This is a genomic window from Microbacterium hydrocarbonoxydans, assembly GCF_900105205.1.
Taxonomy (GTDB): Bacteria; Actinomycetota; Actinomycetes; order Actinomycetales; family Microbacteriaceae; genus Microbacterium; species Microbacterium hydrocarbonoxydans.
The window spans coordinates 1,639,715-1,657,574 of record NZ_FNSQ01000005.1 but is presented as its reverse complement, the minus strand read 5'-3'; the positions used below and the strand labels follow the sequence as shown (position 1 = coordinate 1,657,574).

The window sequence follows — 17,860 nt, the reverse complement described above, 5'->3', positions numbered from 1 at the left end:
GACCGGTCTGGCCTCATCCGATGTGGCGAGTCTGGCACAACGCGTGATATCGATGATAGCTTTGTTTTCCTTGTTGAAACCCAAGGAGGAGTTTTGACTCTACGACAGTTGCTGTACTTCCTCGGCGCAGCCGAACTGGGCTCGTTCACCGCCGTCGCCACACGGATGCTCGTCACTCAGCCTGCCGTCGCAGAGCAGATCCGTCAGCTCGAACGATTCCTCGAGGTCGACCTCTTCGTCCGCCTCGGGCGGGGCGTCCGGCTCACCTCGGCCGGAGAGGAATTCCTCATTCACGCTCGTCGCGTGGTCGCCGCCGCAGAAGAGGCTCAGAACAGCGTCGCCGGGATGCGTCAGCTGCTGGGTGGGACGGTGACATTCGGATCCTTCGGCGCGCCGGCTCACTACGGATTCGCCGAGTTGGTTCGCGATTTCGCGGCGGCCCATCCAGCCGTACGGCTCCGCCTCAAAGGGAGAAACTCCTCCGAGGTCGCCGATGCCGTTCGCGCGGGCGATGTGGAGGCCGCCCTGGTCGTGCTTCCGATCGACGACGACGGTGTGGATGTCGAACCGATCTCGCTCGACGAGGTGCTCTACGTCAGCGCCGACCCCACCCTCACCCGATCCCCCATCCCGATCTCGCGGGTCGTCGCCTCGCCGTTCGTCCTGTACGAGGCACAGTACGGCGAGCACGACCCGACTCGACGCCAGTTCGCCGAGCGCGCCCAAGCTGAGGGCATCCGACTCGAACCGCACTTCGAGGTCGAACACCTCGACACCGCCGTGCAGCTGGCCGAGGGCGGAGTCGCGAACACCTACGTCCCGCGGGCAGTGACACGGTCGCCCGGTTTTCCGGAGGGACTGTCTAGCTGCTCCTTCGATCCACCGATGTACGACACGTTCGCCATCATCACGCGCCGTGGCGTGCGTCTGTCTCCCGCCACGCGTGAGCTCGTACGACTCGTCGTGCGGCACATGCGAGCTGTTGCCACCCCGATCCGGCGAGGGACCACCGCAGACCCTGAGGAGGAGTGATCAGTCCGGCAGCACCGGCAGCGTGATGCTGGACCCGCGCACAGCCCCGTAGTGGATGGTGTTGTGCGCGACGACGGCGTCGGTCTCGTCGAAGTTCGACCCGCCCGTATTGAGATTGCGCTCATAAGCGGGGAAGCTGCTCGAGGAGATCTCGAGCCGGATACGATGACCTTCCAGGAACCGATTGCCGGTGACCATGTCGGGCAGTGTGATCCGATACACCTCATCCTGCGCGGCGAGGCGCGGTGCGTCGAAGCCGTCCCGGTAGCGGAGGCGGAGCCCGTCGTGGGCGAGATTGATCGCCCGGCCATCAGGATGCACGTCGATCAGACGCACGATGAAGTCGGTGTCCTCGGCCGACGTCGACACATGCAACGTCACCTCGATCGGGCCCACCACCGTCATCGCCTTCTCCAATGGCGCGGTGCTGTAGACGAGCACGTCGCGCCGCATGGAGATCGGCCGCTGGTCCTTGGCCGCATGGAATCCGAGTTCGTCGCCCAGCGTGGGCGTGGGGTTGAGCGGGTCGTAGACGTAACTGTCGGAGAACTCCCCGATCGGCGGGGTGGTCGATAGCGCCCCCGCCTCGTTGCGGAGCCAGGCCTGGGCATCGTCCACCAGATGGAAAGTGGTGGGCACGACGTTCGGATGCGGCCACGCATCGCTCGAGATCCAGCCTTGGTTCATGACGAAGAGCTGCACGCGCGGCATGTCCGTCACCCCGTTGTCTCGGCCCCGCAGCCACTTGTCGAACCACGCCAGATACAGCTTGGGATACCCGTGGTCGACACCGCGGTACCGCACGTCACCGAGCTCGAGGTCACCGAAGGTGAAGTCGCGCATGTCCGGGGCGGGGGTGGCCTCCATCTCGGTGGTCGTCATCCCGGCGAACATCTCCTTCGCCCTGGTCTTGGTGATCTCGAAGGGTAGCTCCTGCCAGATCGAGCAGTGCGGCCCTCCGCCCATGATCAGGTACTGATCCGGCGTGTCGACGCTCTGCAGGTAGGCGAACAGGCGTGCGGTCTCGCCGGCGGCGAGGTCATGCCAGCTGTTGATGTGCAGCGCCGGCACCCGCGGGCGATCGCTGTCGGTGATGAACTCGACCTCATCCCATCGAGGGTCCGCCGGGGTGCGCGTGATGTAGTCGTCGAACGGAGTGCGAGGTCCGCCGGCCGCCCGCAGGACGTCCTTGGTCGGCAGATGCCTCAGCCTCTCGGGGGTGTCAGGGCGCCATCCGCGCCGCAGCGACATCGCGAAGTAGGTGCGGATGCGCTGCCGCTGTTCGGGGGTCGACTCCGGGGGAAGAATGGGCCTCTCAGAGGGGACATGGCGTCCGTACCAGAGCACCCAGTTGGCGAGCATGGGGATGCCACCGCGGTAGAAAGCGCCGCGCGTTCGATTGCCTGGCACATTCCCTACAGCCGTGCCGGAGGCGCCTGGGACCATCGCGGCGTGGGCGGGATTGTTGCCGGCAGCCATCGGCCACTGGTGCTCGCCTGAACTGGAGCATCCGATCGTGCCCACACGACCGTTCGACCAGGGACGGCTCACGATCCAGTCCACCGTGTCGGAGCCATCAGTGCTCGCGCCGTGCAGATAGTTCTCGAAGCGACCTTCAGACAGGTGCAATCCCCTCTCGTTCTGCACCACCACCGCGTAGCCCTGCTGAGCGAAGTAGTCGACCCACTTGGTGCGCACGGCGCCTTCGCCGACATCCTTGTCGTACGGCGTCTTGATCAGGATCGTCGCGAGAGGTCCCCTCGATCCACGGGGGAGGTAGACGTCAGTGGAGAGATGCACGCCGTCCCTCATCGGGACGAAGATCTCCTTCTCCACCTCGAAATCGGTGTACAGGGGCTCGGGGAGCCTCGCCTCCCAGTAAGCGTCATTCAGCGACATGCGAACCATCCTTTCGTCTCCATCCTCGCGTGCGCACGGCTCGGTCGATCACGGACGCAGCGCGAACACGGTTCTGTGCCAGGCGCGGCGCGCCTCGCCGGTGGTGTCGATCGCCACATGCTTGAGGGCGGTGTAGTCCTCGAGCGAGTACGTCGACATGTCCTTGCCGAAACCGGACTGCTTCATCCCGCCGTGGGGCATCTCGCTGGTGATGGTGATGTGGTCGTTGATCCAGACGCAACCGGCCCGGATGCTCCGTGCCATCCGCATGGCGCGCGCGACGTCTCGCGTCCATGCGGATGCGGCGAGGCCGTACACGGTGTCGTTCGCGAGCGCGATCGCCTCCGACTCATCATCGAACGGCGTGACGGTGAGGACGGGCCCGAAGATCTCCTCGCGGAAGACCTCGTCGTCCGGCCGCACGTCAGCGATCAGGGCAGGGCGTAGGTAGGCCCCGTCCCCCGGCGGAACCTCGCCGCCGAACACCCGCCGTGAGCCTCGCGCCCTCTCCACGTATCCATGAACGCGGTCCCGGTGGGCGTGACTGATGAGCGGACCGAGATCTGTGTTCGGATCATCGGTCGGACCGAGCACGACCGAGGAGTACAGGTCGGCCACCCCGGTGATGAACTCCTCGTACACGGACCGGTGGACGATCGCGCGAGTCGCCGCGGTGCAGTCCTGACCGGAGTTGATCAAGCTCCCGGCAACTGCACCGTGGACGGCGGCCTGCACGTCGGCGTCGCCGAACACCACCAGCGGCGCTTTGCCCCCCAGCTCGAGGTGCACGCGGGTGGCACGTGCCACGGCCGCCTGCTGCACGAGACGCCCGACGGCAGTCGACCCGGTGAAGGACAGCATGTCGGTGTACTCGCTGCGCAGCAGGGCTGCGCCTGTCACCGGCCCAGGGCCACTCACGACGTTCACGCCCCCGGCAGGGACCCCGGCCTCCGTCAGGAGCTCGGCGAAGAGCACGCTCGTGAGGGGCGTGAGCTCGGACGGCTTGAGCACGATCGCGTTGCCCGCAGCGATCGCCGGAAGGATCTTCCACGCGGCCATCTGCAAGGGGTAGTTCCACGGCGAGATCGACCCGACGACGCCGACAGGCTCCCGCCGCACGAACGACATCGTCCCGGACGCGTATTCCTCGGCGGCCCTGCCCTCGAGCTGGCGGGCGGCGCCGGCGAAGAAGTCGATGTTGTCGATCGTCCCCGGCACATCGAACTCTCGGGCGAGCCGGATCGGCTTACCGGCATTGCGGCTCTCGATCTGCGCGAAATCCGCGGAACGTTCACCCAGCAGCCGCGCGGCGGCGAGCATCACCGAGGCGCGTTCGGCAGGGGTACTCGATCCCCATTCGCGACCGGCCCTGCGAGCTGACTTCATCGCACGCTCGACGTCGGCCTCGCCCGCGATCCGATAATCGGTGATGGGTCGACCGGTTGATGGATCCGACACCGTGAACACGGCATCGCCCGACCCGTCGCATCGCACACCGTCGATGAAATGCTGCATGTCGCCTCCGTCTGTCATGCCGTCTGGGACGACCAGATATCGCCCACGGTGTACCCAGTGGGGAACAGATCGGTCTCGTCGACAGTCCACTGCGCGCGGCCCGTGATCCAGGCGCGCCCGGTGACGGTGGGCAGCACGGCGGGTCGTCCGCCGACGAGAGTCGTGCCCGTGAGCACGCCCTTGAACTCACTTCCGATGATGCTGTGGTGCCGGAATTCCTCGCCGATGGCGAGTTCACCCCTGCTGTGCAGAGCCGCCATCCGTGCACTCGTACCCGTCCCGCAGGGCGAGCGATCCAGCGCTCCGGTCCACGTGCTCGCGTCATCGGCGCGTAATGGTCCGTTGGTGATCACGACGGTGTTGCGATCCTGCTTGCCGGGCCGCCGAGGACCGGAATGCAGCATGACCAGATCCACGCGATCGATCTCGGGGTTGTCCGGGTGCGCGACCACCACCTGTTCCCGAGCGGCGAGCTTGATCGCGGCGCCCAGCCGCGCGAGCTGACGGCCGTTCTCAGGACGCAGCTCGATTGCGCAGTCAGCGGCTGCGACCTGGGCGAAGAACTGTCCGCCGAAGACGATGTCGGTCGGGACGACCCCCACCCCGGGGACGTCGAGCGGCACATCGAGTTCGACGACGAAGGCCGGAACGTTCACCACGCTCACGGAGATGACCTTTCCCCCCGAGACCCGCGCCACTGCCCGCACGACGCCCACCGCGGTGTCGATCGCGACTTCCGTGATCGGCTCCCGGAGGGGCAGCATCCCCGTCTCGAGCACCGCCGTCACAGCGCACATGGTGTTGCTGCCGGACATCGGCGTGAACCCGCCCTGCTCGAGGACCACGATGCCGAAGTCGGCGCCCGGTGTGACCGGCGAGAGCACGAGCACTCCGCATAGGCCGGGATAACCGCGCGGTTCGTGCAGCAGCGTCCGGCGCAGGTCGTCCAGATGGGCACGGCAGTATGCCAAGCGCTCCGCCATCGTGCTTCCCCGCACGAGAGCGTCAGCGTTCAGAACGACTCTGCCCGGTTCGCCTTCCGCGTGCACCTCGACCGTGTCGAAGACGACGCCTGTCACGGCCGAGCACCGACGAGGACTCCCGCATCGGCCAGGATGCGCGCGAAGCGCTCGCGATCCTCGTCGGCGAGGGGCTGGATGGGCTGGCGGGGCGGACCGACCGGCTGACCGATCAGCTCGAGGCCGGCTTTCACTCCGGCGACGTAGTTCACCGACTCCAGGAAGTCGCTGATGGCCCACAGATGACCCCACCGCTCCCGGGCATCGTCCAGATCCTTTCGCACCGCCAGGGCGTCCCACAGACCGACCGCGAGTTCGGGAACGATGCCTGCAACGCCCCAGACCGATGCCTGAGCTCCGGAGGCGATGCCGAAGAAGGTCAGGGTGTCCCAGCCGTTGAATGCTGTGATGTGCTCGCGGTGCGGTCCGGCGAGCAGAGCGGCGAACTCCACGGCATCGCCGGAGGTGTCCTTGAGATAGTCGACGCCCGGGATGCGCCCGATCTCGGCCAATTGCGCAGCGTTCAGTCGGATGCCCGTGGCACCGGGCACGTTGTAGTAGACGATCGGGATGGTGATGCTCTCGGCCACATCGCTCAGGAAACCGGTCAGCGCCGTGATGTCCAGGGGGTCGTAGAACGGCGGCACCAGCATGACCGCGTCCGCGCCGGCACGTTCGGCGTGGTGCGCGAGGTCGATCGCCCCTCCGGTCGAGAGCGCACCGACGCCGGAGACCACTGGCACCCGGCCGGCCACGGCGCGCACATACGCGTCGGTCACCCGCTTGTGCTCGTCCACTGAGAGAGTGGTGAACTCGCCGGTGGTGCCGGTGGGTACGAGCCCGTGAACGCCCGCGGCCAGCATCCGCTCGACCTGGCGTGCGATCTCGGGTTCGTCCACCGCCGAGCCGTCCGGGGTGAACGGTGTGGAGACGGCGGCGAGTATTCCTCGCAGATCGACAGAACGACGGCTCATCGGATGGTCCTTTCGGAGGCGCGGATCGCGCGGAAGCGGCGGGGGCTGAAGGGGCGAAGTCGGGGAGATTCGATGCTGCGCAGCATCAGGTCGGTCATCGCGGCGGCTGCGCCAGGGGCCAGTGTCACGCCGAGCATGCCGTGACCGCTGGAAACGAAGGCATTCGAGATCCCCCCGAGCCGTCCCATGACGGGAAGGCCATCAGGGGTCATGGGTCGCATGCCTGCTCGTGGAGCGATGTCCGCGCGGACCGGCTGCCAGTCGCGGAAATATCGCTGAGGAGCACGGAGGATGGCTTCCACCCGCACCGCGTTGATGTCCTCGTCGAGTCCACCGAACTCCATCGTGCCCGCCACTCGCAGATTGCGACTCAGGGGCGTGACCGCCACCTTCGCGTCGGACAGGTTCGTCGCGCTGCGCAGCGCCAGCGGCGGAAGGTCGATGCTGTATCCCTTGCCCGGTCGCACCGGCACCGGCACTCCGAACCGACGCGAGAGCGGCCCTGTCCACGCGCCGGCGGCGAGAAGGAAGCTGTCACCTCGGTAGGTCCGCCCGCCTGCGCTGACGGCGGTCACGCGATCGCCGGCTCTGTGGACGCTGTCGACCTCGGAGTGTTCGACCAGCTCGACCCCCATCTCGAGCAGGCGACCGCGCAGAGCTGCGGCCAGCGCCCGTGGATCGACGTGACGTTCTCGCGGGAAGAAAAGGCCCCCTTGCACTGCGTCCGAGAGATGCGGCTCGTGCACGCGCACGTCGTCTCCGACGAGCACGGTGGGCTCGAGGCCGTACCGACGCACGAGGTCCAGATGCGTGAGGTGGTGGTCGAGGTTCTCTCGCCGAAGGAATGCCATGAGAAGGCCCTGACTGTGCATCTCGAATTCCATGCCGTCGGCGCGGTAGTCGTCGAACGACTCGATGGTGCCTTCGGCGAGTTCGAGATGGGCGGCGAATCCTGCGCGCTGGTCGCGGGCATTCGATGCACGCCAGAGACCGAACATGAAGGAGAGGAACTGTGGGTGCAGCGAGGGGCGGATGTACAGCGGGCTGTCGGGGCTGAGCATCCATTTGAGACTCGTCAGCACCACCCCAGGTCCCGGGACCGGCGCGGCTTCGGCCGGAACGACCCACCCTGCGTTGACATCGCTGGCTCCTAGCCCCGTGGCTCGCGCATCGAGAACGGTCACCTGAGCGCCTTCACGGGCGAGGTGATAGGCCGTGGTGAGCCCGATGATCCCTCCGCCGATCACGACGATATGCATGTGCGCCTCTTGTTCCGGACGAGCGACCGAGCCCGTCAATCACAACCTTTCATGACGGAAGGCAACAAGGTAGGTTGGGATTCCTTTGGTGTTCCCAACGAAAACTTTCGCGTAGACAGGGTCGACCTCGCGGCCTCATGGAGCTCCGACCCCGTCCGATCGACGAGAATGGCAGATGTGATCCGCGACGACGCCGGCTTGGTCGGCCGGGATGATGAGCTGGCACGCCTCGCCGCATTCACGGTGGAGGCGACGACGACGGGAGCCGCGCTGGTACTCACCGGGGAGGCCGGGGTCGGCAAGACGTCCCTCCTGGACGCTGCTGTCGCGCGTGCCGCCGGCACTGTCCGGGTGATCTCTGCGAGCGGATCCGAGTACGAGACGGACATCGGATTCGCGACCCTCCATCAACTCGTCGTTCCACTCGTCGATGACCTCGCGCTGCTTCCCCGAGCCATGGCTGAGGCACTCGAAGTGGCGCTCGGCCTCGGAGTCGGCCCGGCGCCGAGTCGGATCGCCGTGTTCAATGCGGCGCTGGCGCTGTTCAGCGCCGCCGCTGAACGTCAGCCCCTGCTTCTTGTCGTCGACGATCTGCAGTTCGTCGACGAGGCGAGCAGGGCTGCTGCGGGATTCGTCGGCAGGCGGCTGCGCGGACGCAGGATCGGCCTGCTGGGTGCACGACGCTCCGAATCCAGCCCGACCGTGCAGTCGATCGGTGTACCCGAGGAGCACATCCAGCCCTTGGATGATCGAGGCGCTGCACGGCTGCTGTCTCACCGCTTCGCGCACCTTCCGTCACGTGTTCGACTGGAGCTCGCGCGGGAAGCCCAGGGCAATCCGCTGGCCCTCGTCGAGTTCGCGGGGTCGACCGATCTCTCCGTGCCGTGGACCGGTGCCGACAACCCGCAGACAGACAGCCAGTCGAAGGATGTCCGTACGCTGTTCGCTGCGCGCATCCATGCACTCCCCGCTCGCGCTCGAGATCTTCTCCTCGTGGCGGCACTCGAGGGTCGCGGTGATCTGCGAACCGTGGAGGCGGCCTCAGGCCCCGGAACGCTGCTCGCTTTGGCGCCGGCTGAGCGCGACGATCTGGTCTCCCTCACCGCCGACGGTCGCACCATCCGATTCCGGCATCCACTGGTGCGGACGGCGGTGGTCGAGACCTCGACGGGCCTCGAGCGATGCAATGCCCACCAACGTCTCGCGGGGGCTCTGACCGACGACATCGAGCGACACGCCGACCACCTCGCTCGTGCGACGACGCGACCGGACGAAGCCGTGGCCGCCCTGCTGCAGAAGGCAGCGCAGCGCAGCCTCCGCCGAGGAGACGCCGCGGGCGCCGTCACTCGGCTGCGACGCTCGGCCGACTTGAGTCCGGATCGCACCGCCCTCCGCCGCCGTCTGTCTCTCGCGGCCTACTTGGCCGCCTGGGTGGAGGGACAGCTCCAGACGTCCGAGGAGATTCTTCGTGAGTTGCGGCTCACCGAGGAGTCGACCACGCCCGGGGGTGCGGTCGCCAAGGGCTTCGTCGCGCTGATCACGGACGGCGACGCCGACGCCTCCCACGCTCTCGCCGCGAACGCCGTGCGATCGCTTCCTGCGACCGGGGCATCGGCCGACGAGCACGACCGGGCGCTGCTGACACTCACCCTGGCGAGTCAGTATTCCGGACGCCCCGAGCACTGGCGACCGCTGATGGAGTACGTGGACTCGCTACCCGAGGCCGCGCCCCACGAAGCCGCCTCCCTCGCGCGCATCCATTTCGCTCCGGGGTCGGTCACCGAGGGCATCCTCGGGGCTCTCGAGGATGCCCTCGGGCGTCTCGAGGACGAGACCGACGCCGACGTCGTCGTCCGCACGGCTCTGGCCGCATCGTATCTCGACCGGCTATCAGCCTGTCGACGACCGGTCACGCGCGTCATCCAGGACGGCCGTGACGGCGGCGCGGTGGGATCGAGCATGCCTGCCCTGATGTTCGTCGCCCTCGACGAGCTCCATTCGGCCAGGTGGAGCGAGTCCGCCGCTGCCGCCGCCGAGCTGATCACGCTGTCGGAGCGGACGGGATATCACGTGTTCCGACAGGTCGGTCATTACATCTCCGCGATGGCGGCGGCGCACCTCGGGGACCTCGACGCGTGCGCCGAGCACAGCGACCTGATACGGCGATGGTCTGCTCCGCGAGGGCTCAGGCGGCTCGAGTACTGCGCCCATCAGGCTTCGGGCCGCGCTCTGGTCGGTGCGGGCGAATTCGAGGACGCATACGCTCATCTCTCGGCGATCTGCACGCCCGGCGAGCTGCCTCCGTTCAACCCTGAGGCGGTGTGGTCGGCACCGGATCTCGTGGAGGCGGCGATCCGCACCGGACGCGCAGACGAGGCCCGATCGCACGCAGGTGCACTTCACGAGTCAGGGATCCACCGCATCTCACCCCGTTTCGCAATCATGACCGCGACCGCGACCGCGATGACGTCACCTGAACAGACAGCTGCGGCCCGGTTCGAGGACGCCCTCGCCGTTCCGGGTGCCGACGACCACCCGTTCGAATCGGGGCGAGCACGCCTCGCCTACGGCGAGCACCTGCGCCGACTGGGGCGGATCCGCGAAGCCCGAGCCCAGCTGGCAGCGGCTCGGGACACCTTCCACGAACTCGGCGCGGCCACGTGGGCCTTGCGCGCGACCGCGGAGCTGCGCGCAACCGGCATGACGAGAACGGCACGCGGCGCTGTCGGCACTGCGCTGACTCCGCAGGAGCTCGAGATCGCCCGGATGGCGGCTTCGGGACTGAGCAATCCGCAGATCGCCGCGAGACTCGTGCTCTCACCCCGAACCGTCTCCACCCATCTTTACCGCGTCTTCCCCAAGCTCGGGATAACCTCGCGGGCGGCTCTCCGCGACGCCCTCGAGAGCGCGCCAGGGCAGTAGCCCGCCGCATCCGGTCGCCCCAGCACCGTCGTGCACGCCGTCGACGGACTCGAGATGTGCGTCAGTTGACGGACGCTGCAGCGAGGTCGTGGAAGTGAGACTTGAACCAGCGAACCCTCGTTATCGCCCTCACCACGACATCTTCTAGGGGAAGTACAGAATGACCACGACACTCATCACCGGCGGCAACCGCGGCATCGGCTACGAGGTGGCCCGACGTCTCCTTCACGCCGGCCAGACTGTCTGGATCGGCTCCCGTGACAGTTCATCGGGCCAGCGGGCCGCGGACCGGCTCGGTGCACGATTCGTCCCGCTCGACGTGACGGACGACGCCTCGGTGCAGCACGCCGCATCGATCCTCCAGGACGAGGTCGGCCACCTCGACATCCTGATCAACAACGCGGGCATCCTCGGCGACGTCTCGGCTCCTGAATACATGACCCCGACGCAGCTCCAGTCCGTATACGAGACCAACGTGTTCGGACTGGTGCGGGTCACCCACGCCCTCCTTCCCCTCCTGCGGAAGGGAACGACCCCATCGGTGATCAATGTGACGAGCGGGATGGGATCGTTCGGATTGACCCAGGACCCCGACCGAATCGAGTCCCAGTACACGTTGGCCGCGTACGGTTCTTCCAAGAGTGCGGTCAGCATGCTGACCACGCAGTATGCCAAGACCATTCCGGAGGTGCGCTTCAACGCCGTCGACCCCGGGCAGACCGCCACCGACTTCACGGGCAACGTCGGTCAGACCGTCGAGGAGGGAGCCGAAGCAGCCGTCCGCGTCGCGACCCTCGGGCTCGCCACACCGACCGGCACACTGACCGACCGGCAGGGCCCGATCCCGTGGTGAACCGGCAGCTCCGGCGTCGGAGAGGCGCCGGCCTGCGGGGGGCCGCCACGCTCGAGCTCTTCTACGATCTCGTCTTCGTGTTCTCGATCACTCAGGTCTCGCACCTGCTCGCCCACCATCTCAGTTGGGCGGGAGTCGGGCAGTCGCTGATCGTGCTCCTGGCGGTGTGGTGGTCGTGGAACTACACCACGTGGGCGACCAACGAGCTCGATCCGGAGACGAACGCCGTCCGCCTCCTCCTCATCGCATTGATGCTGGGAAGCATGCTGATGGCGATCTCCATACCCGACGCGTTCGGAGACAGAGGGCTTCTGTTCGCCATCGCCTATGTCTCCGTACAGGTCGGCCGGCACGCCTTCCTTGTCTTCGCCGCGTCCGAGAAAGGCTCCATCGAACGCGACCAGGCCGGACGCATCCTCGCCTGGTTCGCGTGCGCAGGGGTGTTCTGGATCGCCGGCGGCCTCGTCGAGGGCGACATGCGAGTGTGGATCTGGCTGTTCGCTCTCGTCCTCGACTACGTCGCGCCGATGATCCTGTTCCCCGTGCCGGGGCGGCCGCGACTCACCGCACAGTCGTGGCACATCGCGACCGATCACTTCGCAGAGCGGTTCGGGCTTTTCGTGATCGCCGCTCTCGGTGAGACGATCATCCTCACGGGTGCCACGACGGCGGCCCATGACCTCGATCCGGCGACGCTCTTCGCCTTCGTTCAGGCGTTCGTCGGCACCGCCGCACTGTGGTGGCTGTATTTCACCGCGCGGCACGAGCTGGGCGAGCAGGCACTCGCCCGAGAGGCCACCCGCACTCGTCGGGCGCGGGACGTCTACACGTATGGGCACGTGCTGATCGTCGCGGGGATCATCGCCACGGCGGTCGGCGACGAACTGGTGATCGCGCATCCACTCGACCAGCTCGCCCCCGCGCAGACGATGGCAGTCTCCGCCGGGCCCATCGTGTTCCTGTCCGCGCAGCTTCTGTTCCGGCTGCGAGTGAACAGGCGAGTCGACTTCGGTCGCCTCGCCGCGATCGGCGCCTGCATCGCGATCGCCCTGTTCAGCGGATCGACGCCGTCGCTCGCTGTCGGCGGCGTCCTGGTCGCCGTGCTTCTCGGCGTCGTCCTCCTCGACGAGCGCTCGCGGCGCCTCCCGCCCCACTCCGCGCCGGGTGGCGAGGACGATGACTCATGTCATCACCTTCTCCGGGGCCTTCGCCGTATCCGCACCAGGGACTTGCCATCGTCCCGGCATCCCGGGTAGGAAGGACCAGGCCGCCGGGCATCAGCGTGGCGGTCTTCGACGAGGGGGAGACACAGTGCTCGGACTGTTCCGACGACCGCAGACCATGTATGACGAGACGGTTCCTCGACTCGAGCCGCTCGAACCCGGACTCTGGTCACGTGGCTTCGGCCTCGCCGCCACCCGCAGCCTGCAGACGCTCGCGGTGCTCGCTCTCGTCGCAGTCGGCGTCCTGGTGATCACACAGCTCTCTCTCGTCTTCATCCCCGTCACGATCGCGCTGATCCTCGCGTCGGCGATCCATCCCCTGGTCGCCGTCATGCGCCGGCGCGGTGTGCCCTCGATCCTCGCGACCTGGATCGCTCTGATCGGCATCCTCGCGATCCTCGGCGGCATCGTCTGGGTGATCGTCCTCACGGTACGCTCGCAATGGGACGACCTCATCACCTCGGCCACCGACGGCATCACCCAGATCACCGCGTGGCTCGACACGCTGCCTTTCGACATCGCCGCTATCGACCTCGACGACGTGTGGGCGGGTGTAGGCGACTTCCTCACCAGCGCCTCGTTCGGTCGCGGCGCCTTGGCGGGAGTGTCGGCGACAGCGAGCTTCTTCACGGGCCTCGCCCTGATGATCGTGGTGCTGTTCTTCTTCCTGAAGGACGGCCCGCGCATCTGGGAGTTCCTGCTCCGGCCGTTCACGGGCGCGAGCTACGACAGGGCGCGCCGGATCGGCGACAAGACGGTCGACGTCTTCGGCGGCTACGTCCGCGGAACCTCGATCGTCGCGGCGGCGGATGCCCTCGGCATCGGCATCGGCCTCGCGATCCTGCAGATCCCGCTGGCCATCCCCCTCGCGGTGATCGTCTTCCTCACCGCGTTCATCCCTCTCGTCGGGGCGACGGCGGCCGGCATCCTCGCCGCTCTCGTCGCTCTGGTCACCCACGGACCGGTCGCCGCATTGATCGTGGTCGGCATCGTGGTGCTCGTCAACCAGCTCGAGGGAAACTTCCTGCAGCCGGTCGTGATGGCCCGATCGCTGAAGCTGCACGCTCTGGTGATCCTGCTCGCGTTGACCACCGGCACCATCCTCGGCGGGATCGTCGGGGCCGTGCTGTCGGTGCCGATCGCTGCGGTCGCGTGGGGGATCATCACGGTGTGGGATGGCCCGCACACCCCCGCGCGTCCCTTCCGGAAGAAGCGCTCCGAGACGGTCTGAGCCGCGGAGCTACTCCTCGCCCGTGCGCACGTCAACCCGCTCCCCTGCCTGGGGAGTCGGTCCTATCGTGGCGCGCACATCATACGAGAGGAGTCAGCGATGACGAACAACCCGATCCCCCCGCTCGTCCCCCGACCCGACGACGACGCAGAGGTCGACAGCGTGCCGCACCGCGAAGTCGACGGCGAGCCTGTGCTCGACACGGATGCGGATGCCGACCAGGTCGATGGCGTCGCTGCCGACCGCCTGGCCGCCGAGCACCCTGCCGAGGAGGACTGAGTCCAGGACGAGCCCTCGCGGGGGTCGGGTCCACGGATCCGACCCCCGCACACCGTCAGGTCGCGAGCAGCGGCGGCAGGTGCGGAATCGGGATCGGCCGTGTCGACCTGCTGGAATCCTGCACGCGGGTCACTTCCTCGAGCACCTCGTACGGCGTCGTGTATCGCACCGCGAGCGGCAGATCACGCAGCCAGACGACTTCGACCTCGGTGTCGGCGTACTCGTAGACGGAAGCGACCACGTGCCGCGGATCGCTCGCCTCATAGCGCCGATCGTTGATCACCCATTCGGACGGCGTGACGCGATGCAGCACGTATCTCGGCTCTGGATCTCCGGACATGTGATTCCCTCCAAGACTCTCTCCCCACTACAGAGCATGCGCCTCGGGAGCGAAAGCTCACAGGGGCTTGACAGCCAGAGGGAGAGGCTTCAGGATCACCGTTCAGCCGGCGGGACGGATCGTCAGGTCGGTGAGCGCGGCGTCGTCGGGCAGATCGAGCGCGGTCAGGATCGTCGTCGCGACCGAGTCCGCCGTGATGAAGCGCTCCGGCCGGTACTCGGCGCCCTCCTGCTGGTGCACCCGCTCCTGCATCGGCGTCGCCGTGCGTCCGGGGTAGATGGAGGTGACACGCACCCCGTGCGCGGACTCCTCGGAGCGCAGCGCGTCGGCCAGAGCCTTCAGCCCGTGCTTGGAGGCGGCGTAGGCCGACCAGCCGGCGTGCGCATGCAGGCCCGCTCCGGAGTTGACGAAGACGATCCGAGCTCGCGAGACGCGCAGCAGAGGAAGTAGAAGCCTCGTGAGCTCGGCTGGGCCCACGAGGTTGACGGCGAGCTGACTCTCCCAGAGGTTCGCAGGAAGGTCGGCCACGGGTCCGAGATCGACGACCCCGGCCACGTGCACCAGCGAGTCGATCCGCTCGGGCAGAGGCTGCTTCGACAGCGCCCACGAGAGGCGCCCCGGCTGTGAGAGGTCGCCGACGAGAGCCGTGGCACCCGGCAGCACTGCGGTGATCTCCCTGGCGCGACCCACATCGCGCGCCAGCACCACGACCTGATCACCCCGGTCGAGCAGGCGACGCGCGACGGCGGCGCCGATACCGGATCCGGCACCGGTGATCAGGTGGACGCGCATGTCAGCCGCGGTCTGCGGCGGCGTCTGCGAGCTCGAAGGGAACGACCGGACAGTCCTTCCAGAGTCGCTCGAGACCGTAGTAGACGCGCTCCTCCTGGTGGAACACGTGCACGATCAGGTCGCCGAAGTCGAGGAGCACCCAGCGGGCCTCCGCTCGACCCTCGCGACGGACTCGCTTGTGCCCGGCCTCGACAAGACGGTCCTCGACCTCGTCGGCGATCGCGGCGACGTTGCGCTCGCTGTTCCCGGTGACGAGCAGGAAGATGTCGACGAGCGGCAGGGGCTCCGAGACGTTCAGCGCGACGAGGTCCTCACCACCCTTCGACACGGCGGCGTCTGCAGCGATCTGCAGCATCTCTTCGGCGGTTTCAGGTGACTGCATCAGAACACATTCGTGGTGAAGGCGACGATCAGGGCAACGCCCAGCGCGAGCGCGAGACCACCCGCCACGATCGCGAGGATGAGCATGAGTTTGTTGCCCTTTTCGGGCGCAGGCGGGCGGATGATCTCGCCGGCGGGCTTGATTGTGCTGACCGCCGAGCTGGCGGCGATCGGCGTGGGCGAGGATGCCGGAGCGAGCTCGCCGTCGATCAGGACGGCGTCGACATCCTTGCCGTCGGTGGTGCCGTGCGCGTGGCCCTGCGATCCGAGACCCTTGGGCAGCTCGTACGAGCCGGTCACGAGGATCTCCCCCGTCGACGCGACGGGGCCGGACAGCGAACCGTCACCCGCGGACGGAGTGAAGATCAGGGTGTTGGGCGCGAGGTGCTGCGAGCCCGTGGAGTCGCCGACCGTAAGCAGTTCGTCGAACGACGGCACGAACGGCTTCTTCGCCTCGGCCGGGTCGCTGAGCAGTTCCTGGCCGAAGGCCGGGTTCACCGTGGGGCGCTCCCCTTCGGCGATGTCCTGGTCGTCGGAGTCCTGCACATCCGCGAGGACGTCATCGGTCTCCGCGACATCGTCGCGCGGTTCGACCTCGATGCCGAGTGCCGCGACAGCCTCTGCCGCATCCTCGGTCTGGATCGGCTCCGATTCGATCTCCTCGGCAGCAGCATCGGCTGCGGAGGTCTCCGGATCGACCGTGGTCTCGTCATAGTCCACGACGCCCGCGGCGCTCACGGGCGTAGGAAGGTCGGTGTCCTCCGCGGGCTCGGCCTCGGCGTCCTCGTCGAGGTCTTCGGCGGGAACGGGCTCGTCGGCGGGAACGGGCTCTTCGGCGGGAACGGGCGGAGTGAAAGCGGGGACGGCAGTCACGAGGGCCGGGGCCTCCGGCAGCGTCGGGATCGGCACGATGGCCGGAGCCTCCTCAGTGAGAGCGTCCTCGACCGGGGCCACTTCTGTGGGAGCCTCCTCGACCGGGGCCTCTTCTGTGGGAGCCTCTTCCACCGGTACCTCGGCGGCCACGGGAACCGACTCGGTCGTGACCCGCTCGCGCTCGCGAACCTGGCGACGCGTCAGGGGAACGGCGCCGTTCCCGGCATCCGACTCCGGCGCGCTCGACGCGGGCGGCTCCGGCGTCGGGGCCGGTGCGATCTCGACCGGTTCCGCTGCGCGCGGAAGCGGCGGCACGGGAGGCGCGGCAGCCGCTGCGGCCTCTTCGGGCGTGATGACCGGCGTGGATCCCGTCAGCCTGATCTCACGCAGCTGCTTTCGCGTCAGCGGACCGTGACCCTGCTGATCCGATGTACTCATGCCTTGCTCCGATACAGATGATGCTTCGCGATGTATTGAACGACTCCGTCGGGAACGAGATACCACACCGGTTCGTCTTCGCGGACCCGCGCGCGGCAGGCCGTCGACGAGATGGACAGCGCCGGCACCTCCAGTTGGCTGACGTTGTCGCTCGGGAGGCCGTCAGTGCTCAGAACGTGTCCTGGACGCGAGACCGCGACGAAGTGGGCCAACTCCCACAGTTCATCATGGTCCCTCCAACTGAGAATTTGCGCCACGGCGTCAGCACCGGTGATGAAGAAGAGCTCGGCGTCGGGCCGCCGTTCCTTGAGATCGCGCAGAGTGTCGATCGTGTACGTCGGGCCTGCGCGATCGATGTCGACCCGGCTGACCGTGAACTGCGGGTTGGATGCGGTCGCGATGACGGTCATGAGATACCGGTGCTCGCTCGGGGTGACATCCGACTTCTGCCAGGGATGACCGGTGGGGACGAACACGACTTCATCGAGGTCGAAGGAGTGCGCGACTTCGCTGGCGGCGACCAGGTGGCCGTGATGGATGGGGTCGAAGGTACCGCCCATCACTCCGATGCGCGCCGGACGCGAGGTCGTGTCGTTCATAGGGGCCTAGTGGCCGTGCCCTGCCTCGTGGCCGTCCTTGCCGTGCTGCGCCGCCCATGCGTCGGCCTTGGCGGAGTGGCGGTTCGCGACGTTCTTGTACGACAGCGTCACCAGCGCGAGGAAGGCGAAGACGATCATGGCGATCACGCCGAAGATCAGCGTCTCGAGCTGCACGTTGCCGTGATGCTCGGTTTCAGCAGCGGCCATCGCGATCTGTGCGACGAGATTCAT

At 67.4% G+C, this 17,860-nt stretch carries 17 protein-coding genes; 6 read left to right on the top strand and 11 right to left on the bottom strand.

The window, feature by feature from the left end; all coding sequences use genetic code 11:
- Positions 1-93: 93 nt before the first annotated feature.
- On the top strand, positions 94-1,032 hold the full coding sequence (locus tag BLW44_RS08310; RefSeq protein ID WP_074731705.1) for a LysR family transcriptional regulator: 939 nt from the start codon (positions 94-96) through the stop codon (positions 1,030-1,032).
- On the opposite strand, the gene BLW44_RS08305 is transcribed toward BLW44_RS08310, so the two are convergent.
- Genes BLW44_RS08305 through BLW44_RS08285 form a run of 5 tightly spaced genes read right to left on the bottom strand, consistent with a single transcriptional unit; the run spans position 1,033 to position 7,698 of the window.
- Positions 1,033-2,931 (bottom strand): CocE/NonD family hydrolase, encoded by a 1,899-nt coding sequence (locus BLW44_RS08305; protein ID WP_060927373.1) that lies wholly within the window; start codon positions 2,929-2,931, stop codon positions 1,033-1,035.
- Positions 2,932-2,979: 48 nt separating this feature from the next.
- The gene (locus BLW44_RS08300; protein WP_060927372.1) at positions 2,980-4,446 is read right to left on the bottom strand and encodes a gamma-aminobutyraldehyde dehydrogenase; all 1,467 of its coding nucleotides are present in this window, start codon (positions 4,444-4,446) and stop codon (positions 2,980-2,982) included.
- 14 nt (positions 4,447-4,460) lie between these two features.
- Entirely contained in the window at positions 4,461-5,525 is a 1,065-nt protein-coding gene (locus tag BLW44_RS08295) for a proline racemase family protein (protein WP_060927371.1), read from the bottom strand.
- Entirely contained in the window at positions 5,522-6,439 is a 918-nt protein-coding gene (locus BLW44_RS08290; RefSeq protein ID WP_060927370.1) for a dihydrodipicolinate synthase family protein, read from the bottom strand. Before BLW44_RS08290 ends, BLW44_RS08295 begins: the two co-directional genes overlap by 4 nt.
- Positions 6,436-7,698, bottom strand: coding sequence for an NAD(P)/FAD-dependent oxidoreductase (locus BLW44_RS08285; protein ID WP_060927369.1), 1,263 nt, complete (start codon positions 7,696-7,698; stop codon positions 6,436-6,438). The genes BLW44_RS08290 and BLW44_RS08285 overlap by 4 nt, the downstream gene beginning before the upstream one ends.
- A 168-nt stretch (positions 7,699-7,866) precedes the next feature.
- On the opposite strand from BLW44_RS08285, the gene BLW44_RS08280 reads away from it, so the two are divergent.
- From BLW44_RS08280 to BLW44_RS08260, 5 genes are all read left to right on the top strand, one after another.
- The gene (locus tag BLW44_RS08280; protein WP_060927368.1) at positions 7,867-10,620 is read left to right on the top strand and encodes an ATP-binding protein; all 2,754 of its coding nucleotides are present in this window, start codon (positions 7,867-7,869) and stop codon (positions 10,618-10,620) included.
- A 160-nt stretch (positions 10,621-10,780) separates the two neighbouring features.
- On the top strand, positions 10,781-11,473 hold the full coding sequence (locus BLW44_RS08275; RefSeq protein ID WP_060927367.1) for an SDR family NAD(P)-dependent oxidoreductase: 693 nt from the start codon (positions 10,781-10,783) through the stop codon (positions 11,471-11,473).
- Positions 11,470-12,729, top strand: coding sequence for a low temperature requirement protein A (locus tag BLW44_RS08270; protein WP_082724559.1), 1,260 nt, complete (start codon positions 11,470-11,472; stop codon positions 12,727-12,729). Before BLW44_RS08275 ends, BLW44_RS08270 begins: the two co-directional genes overlap by 4 nt.
- A gap of 85 nt (positions 12,730-12,814) precedes the next feature.
- Positions 12,815-13,927 (top strand): AI-2E family transporter, encoded by a 1,113-nt coding sequence (locus BLW44_RS08265; RefSeq protein ID WP_060927388.1) that lies wholly within the window; start codon positions 12,815-12,817, stop codon positions 13,925-13,927.
- Between the two features lie 99 nt (positions 13,928-14,026).
- Entirely contained in the window at positions 14,027-14,206 is a 180-nt protein-coding gene (locus BLW44_RS08260; RefSeq protein ID WP_060927366.1) for a hypothetical protein, read from the top strand.
- Positions 14,207-14,261: 55 nt separating this feature from the next.
- Here BLW44_RS08260 and BLW44_RS08255 read toward each other — a convergent pair whose 3' ends face one another.
- The 6 genes from BLW44_RS08255 to BLW44_RS08230 form a co-directional block, all read right to left on the bottom strand.
- Entirely contained in the window at positions 14,262-14,546 is a 285-nt protein-coding gene (locus tag BLW44_RS08255; protein WP_060927365.1) for a hypothetical protein, read from the bottom strand.
- A gap of 102 nt (positions 14,547-14,648) precedes the next feature.
- On the bottom strand, positions 14,649-15,338 hold the full coding sequence (locus tag BLW44_RS08250) for an SDR family oxidoreductase (protein WP_060927364.1): 690 nt from the start codon (positions 15,336-15,338) through the stop codon (positions 14,649-14,651).
- 1 nt (position 15,339) lies between these two features.
- Complete coding sequence (rsfS, locus tag BLW44_RS08245; RefSeq protein ID WP_060927363.1) at positions 15,340-15,720, bottom strand: ribosome silencing factor; 381 nt, start codon at positions 15,718-15,720, stop codon at positions 15,340-15,342.
- A complete protein-coding gene (locus BLW44_RS08240) occupies positions 15,720-17,030 on the bottom strand; it encodes a hypothetical protein (RefSeq protein ID WP_060927362.1) in 1,311 nt (436 codons plus the stop codon). Before BLW44_RS08240 ends, rsfS begins: the two co-directional genes overlap by 1 nt.
- Positions 17,027-17,629, bottom strand: a complete 603-nt coding sequence (gene nadD / locus BLW44_RS08235) for a nicotinate-nucleotide adenylyltransferase (RefSeq protein ID WP_060927361.1) — start codon at positions 17,627-17,629, stop codon at positions 17,027-17,029. Before nadD ends, BLW44_RS08240 begins: the two co-directional genes overlap by 4 nt.
- A gap of 6 nt (positions 17,630-17,635) precedes the next feature.
- Positions 17,636-17,860, bottom strand: a complete 225-nt coding sequence (locus tag BLW44_RS08230) for a hypothetical protein (protein WP_060927360.1) — start codon at positions 17,858-17,860, stop codon at positions 17,636-17,638.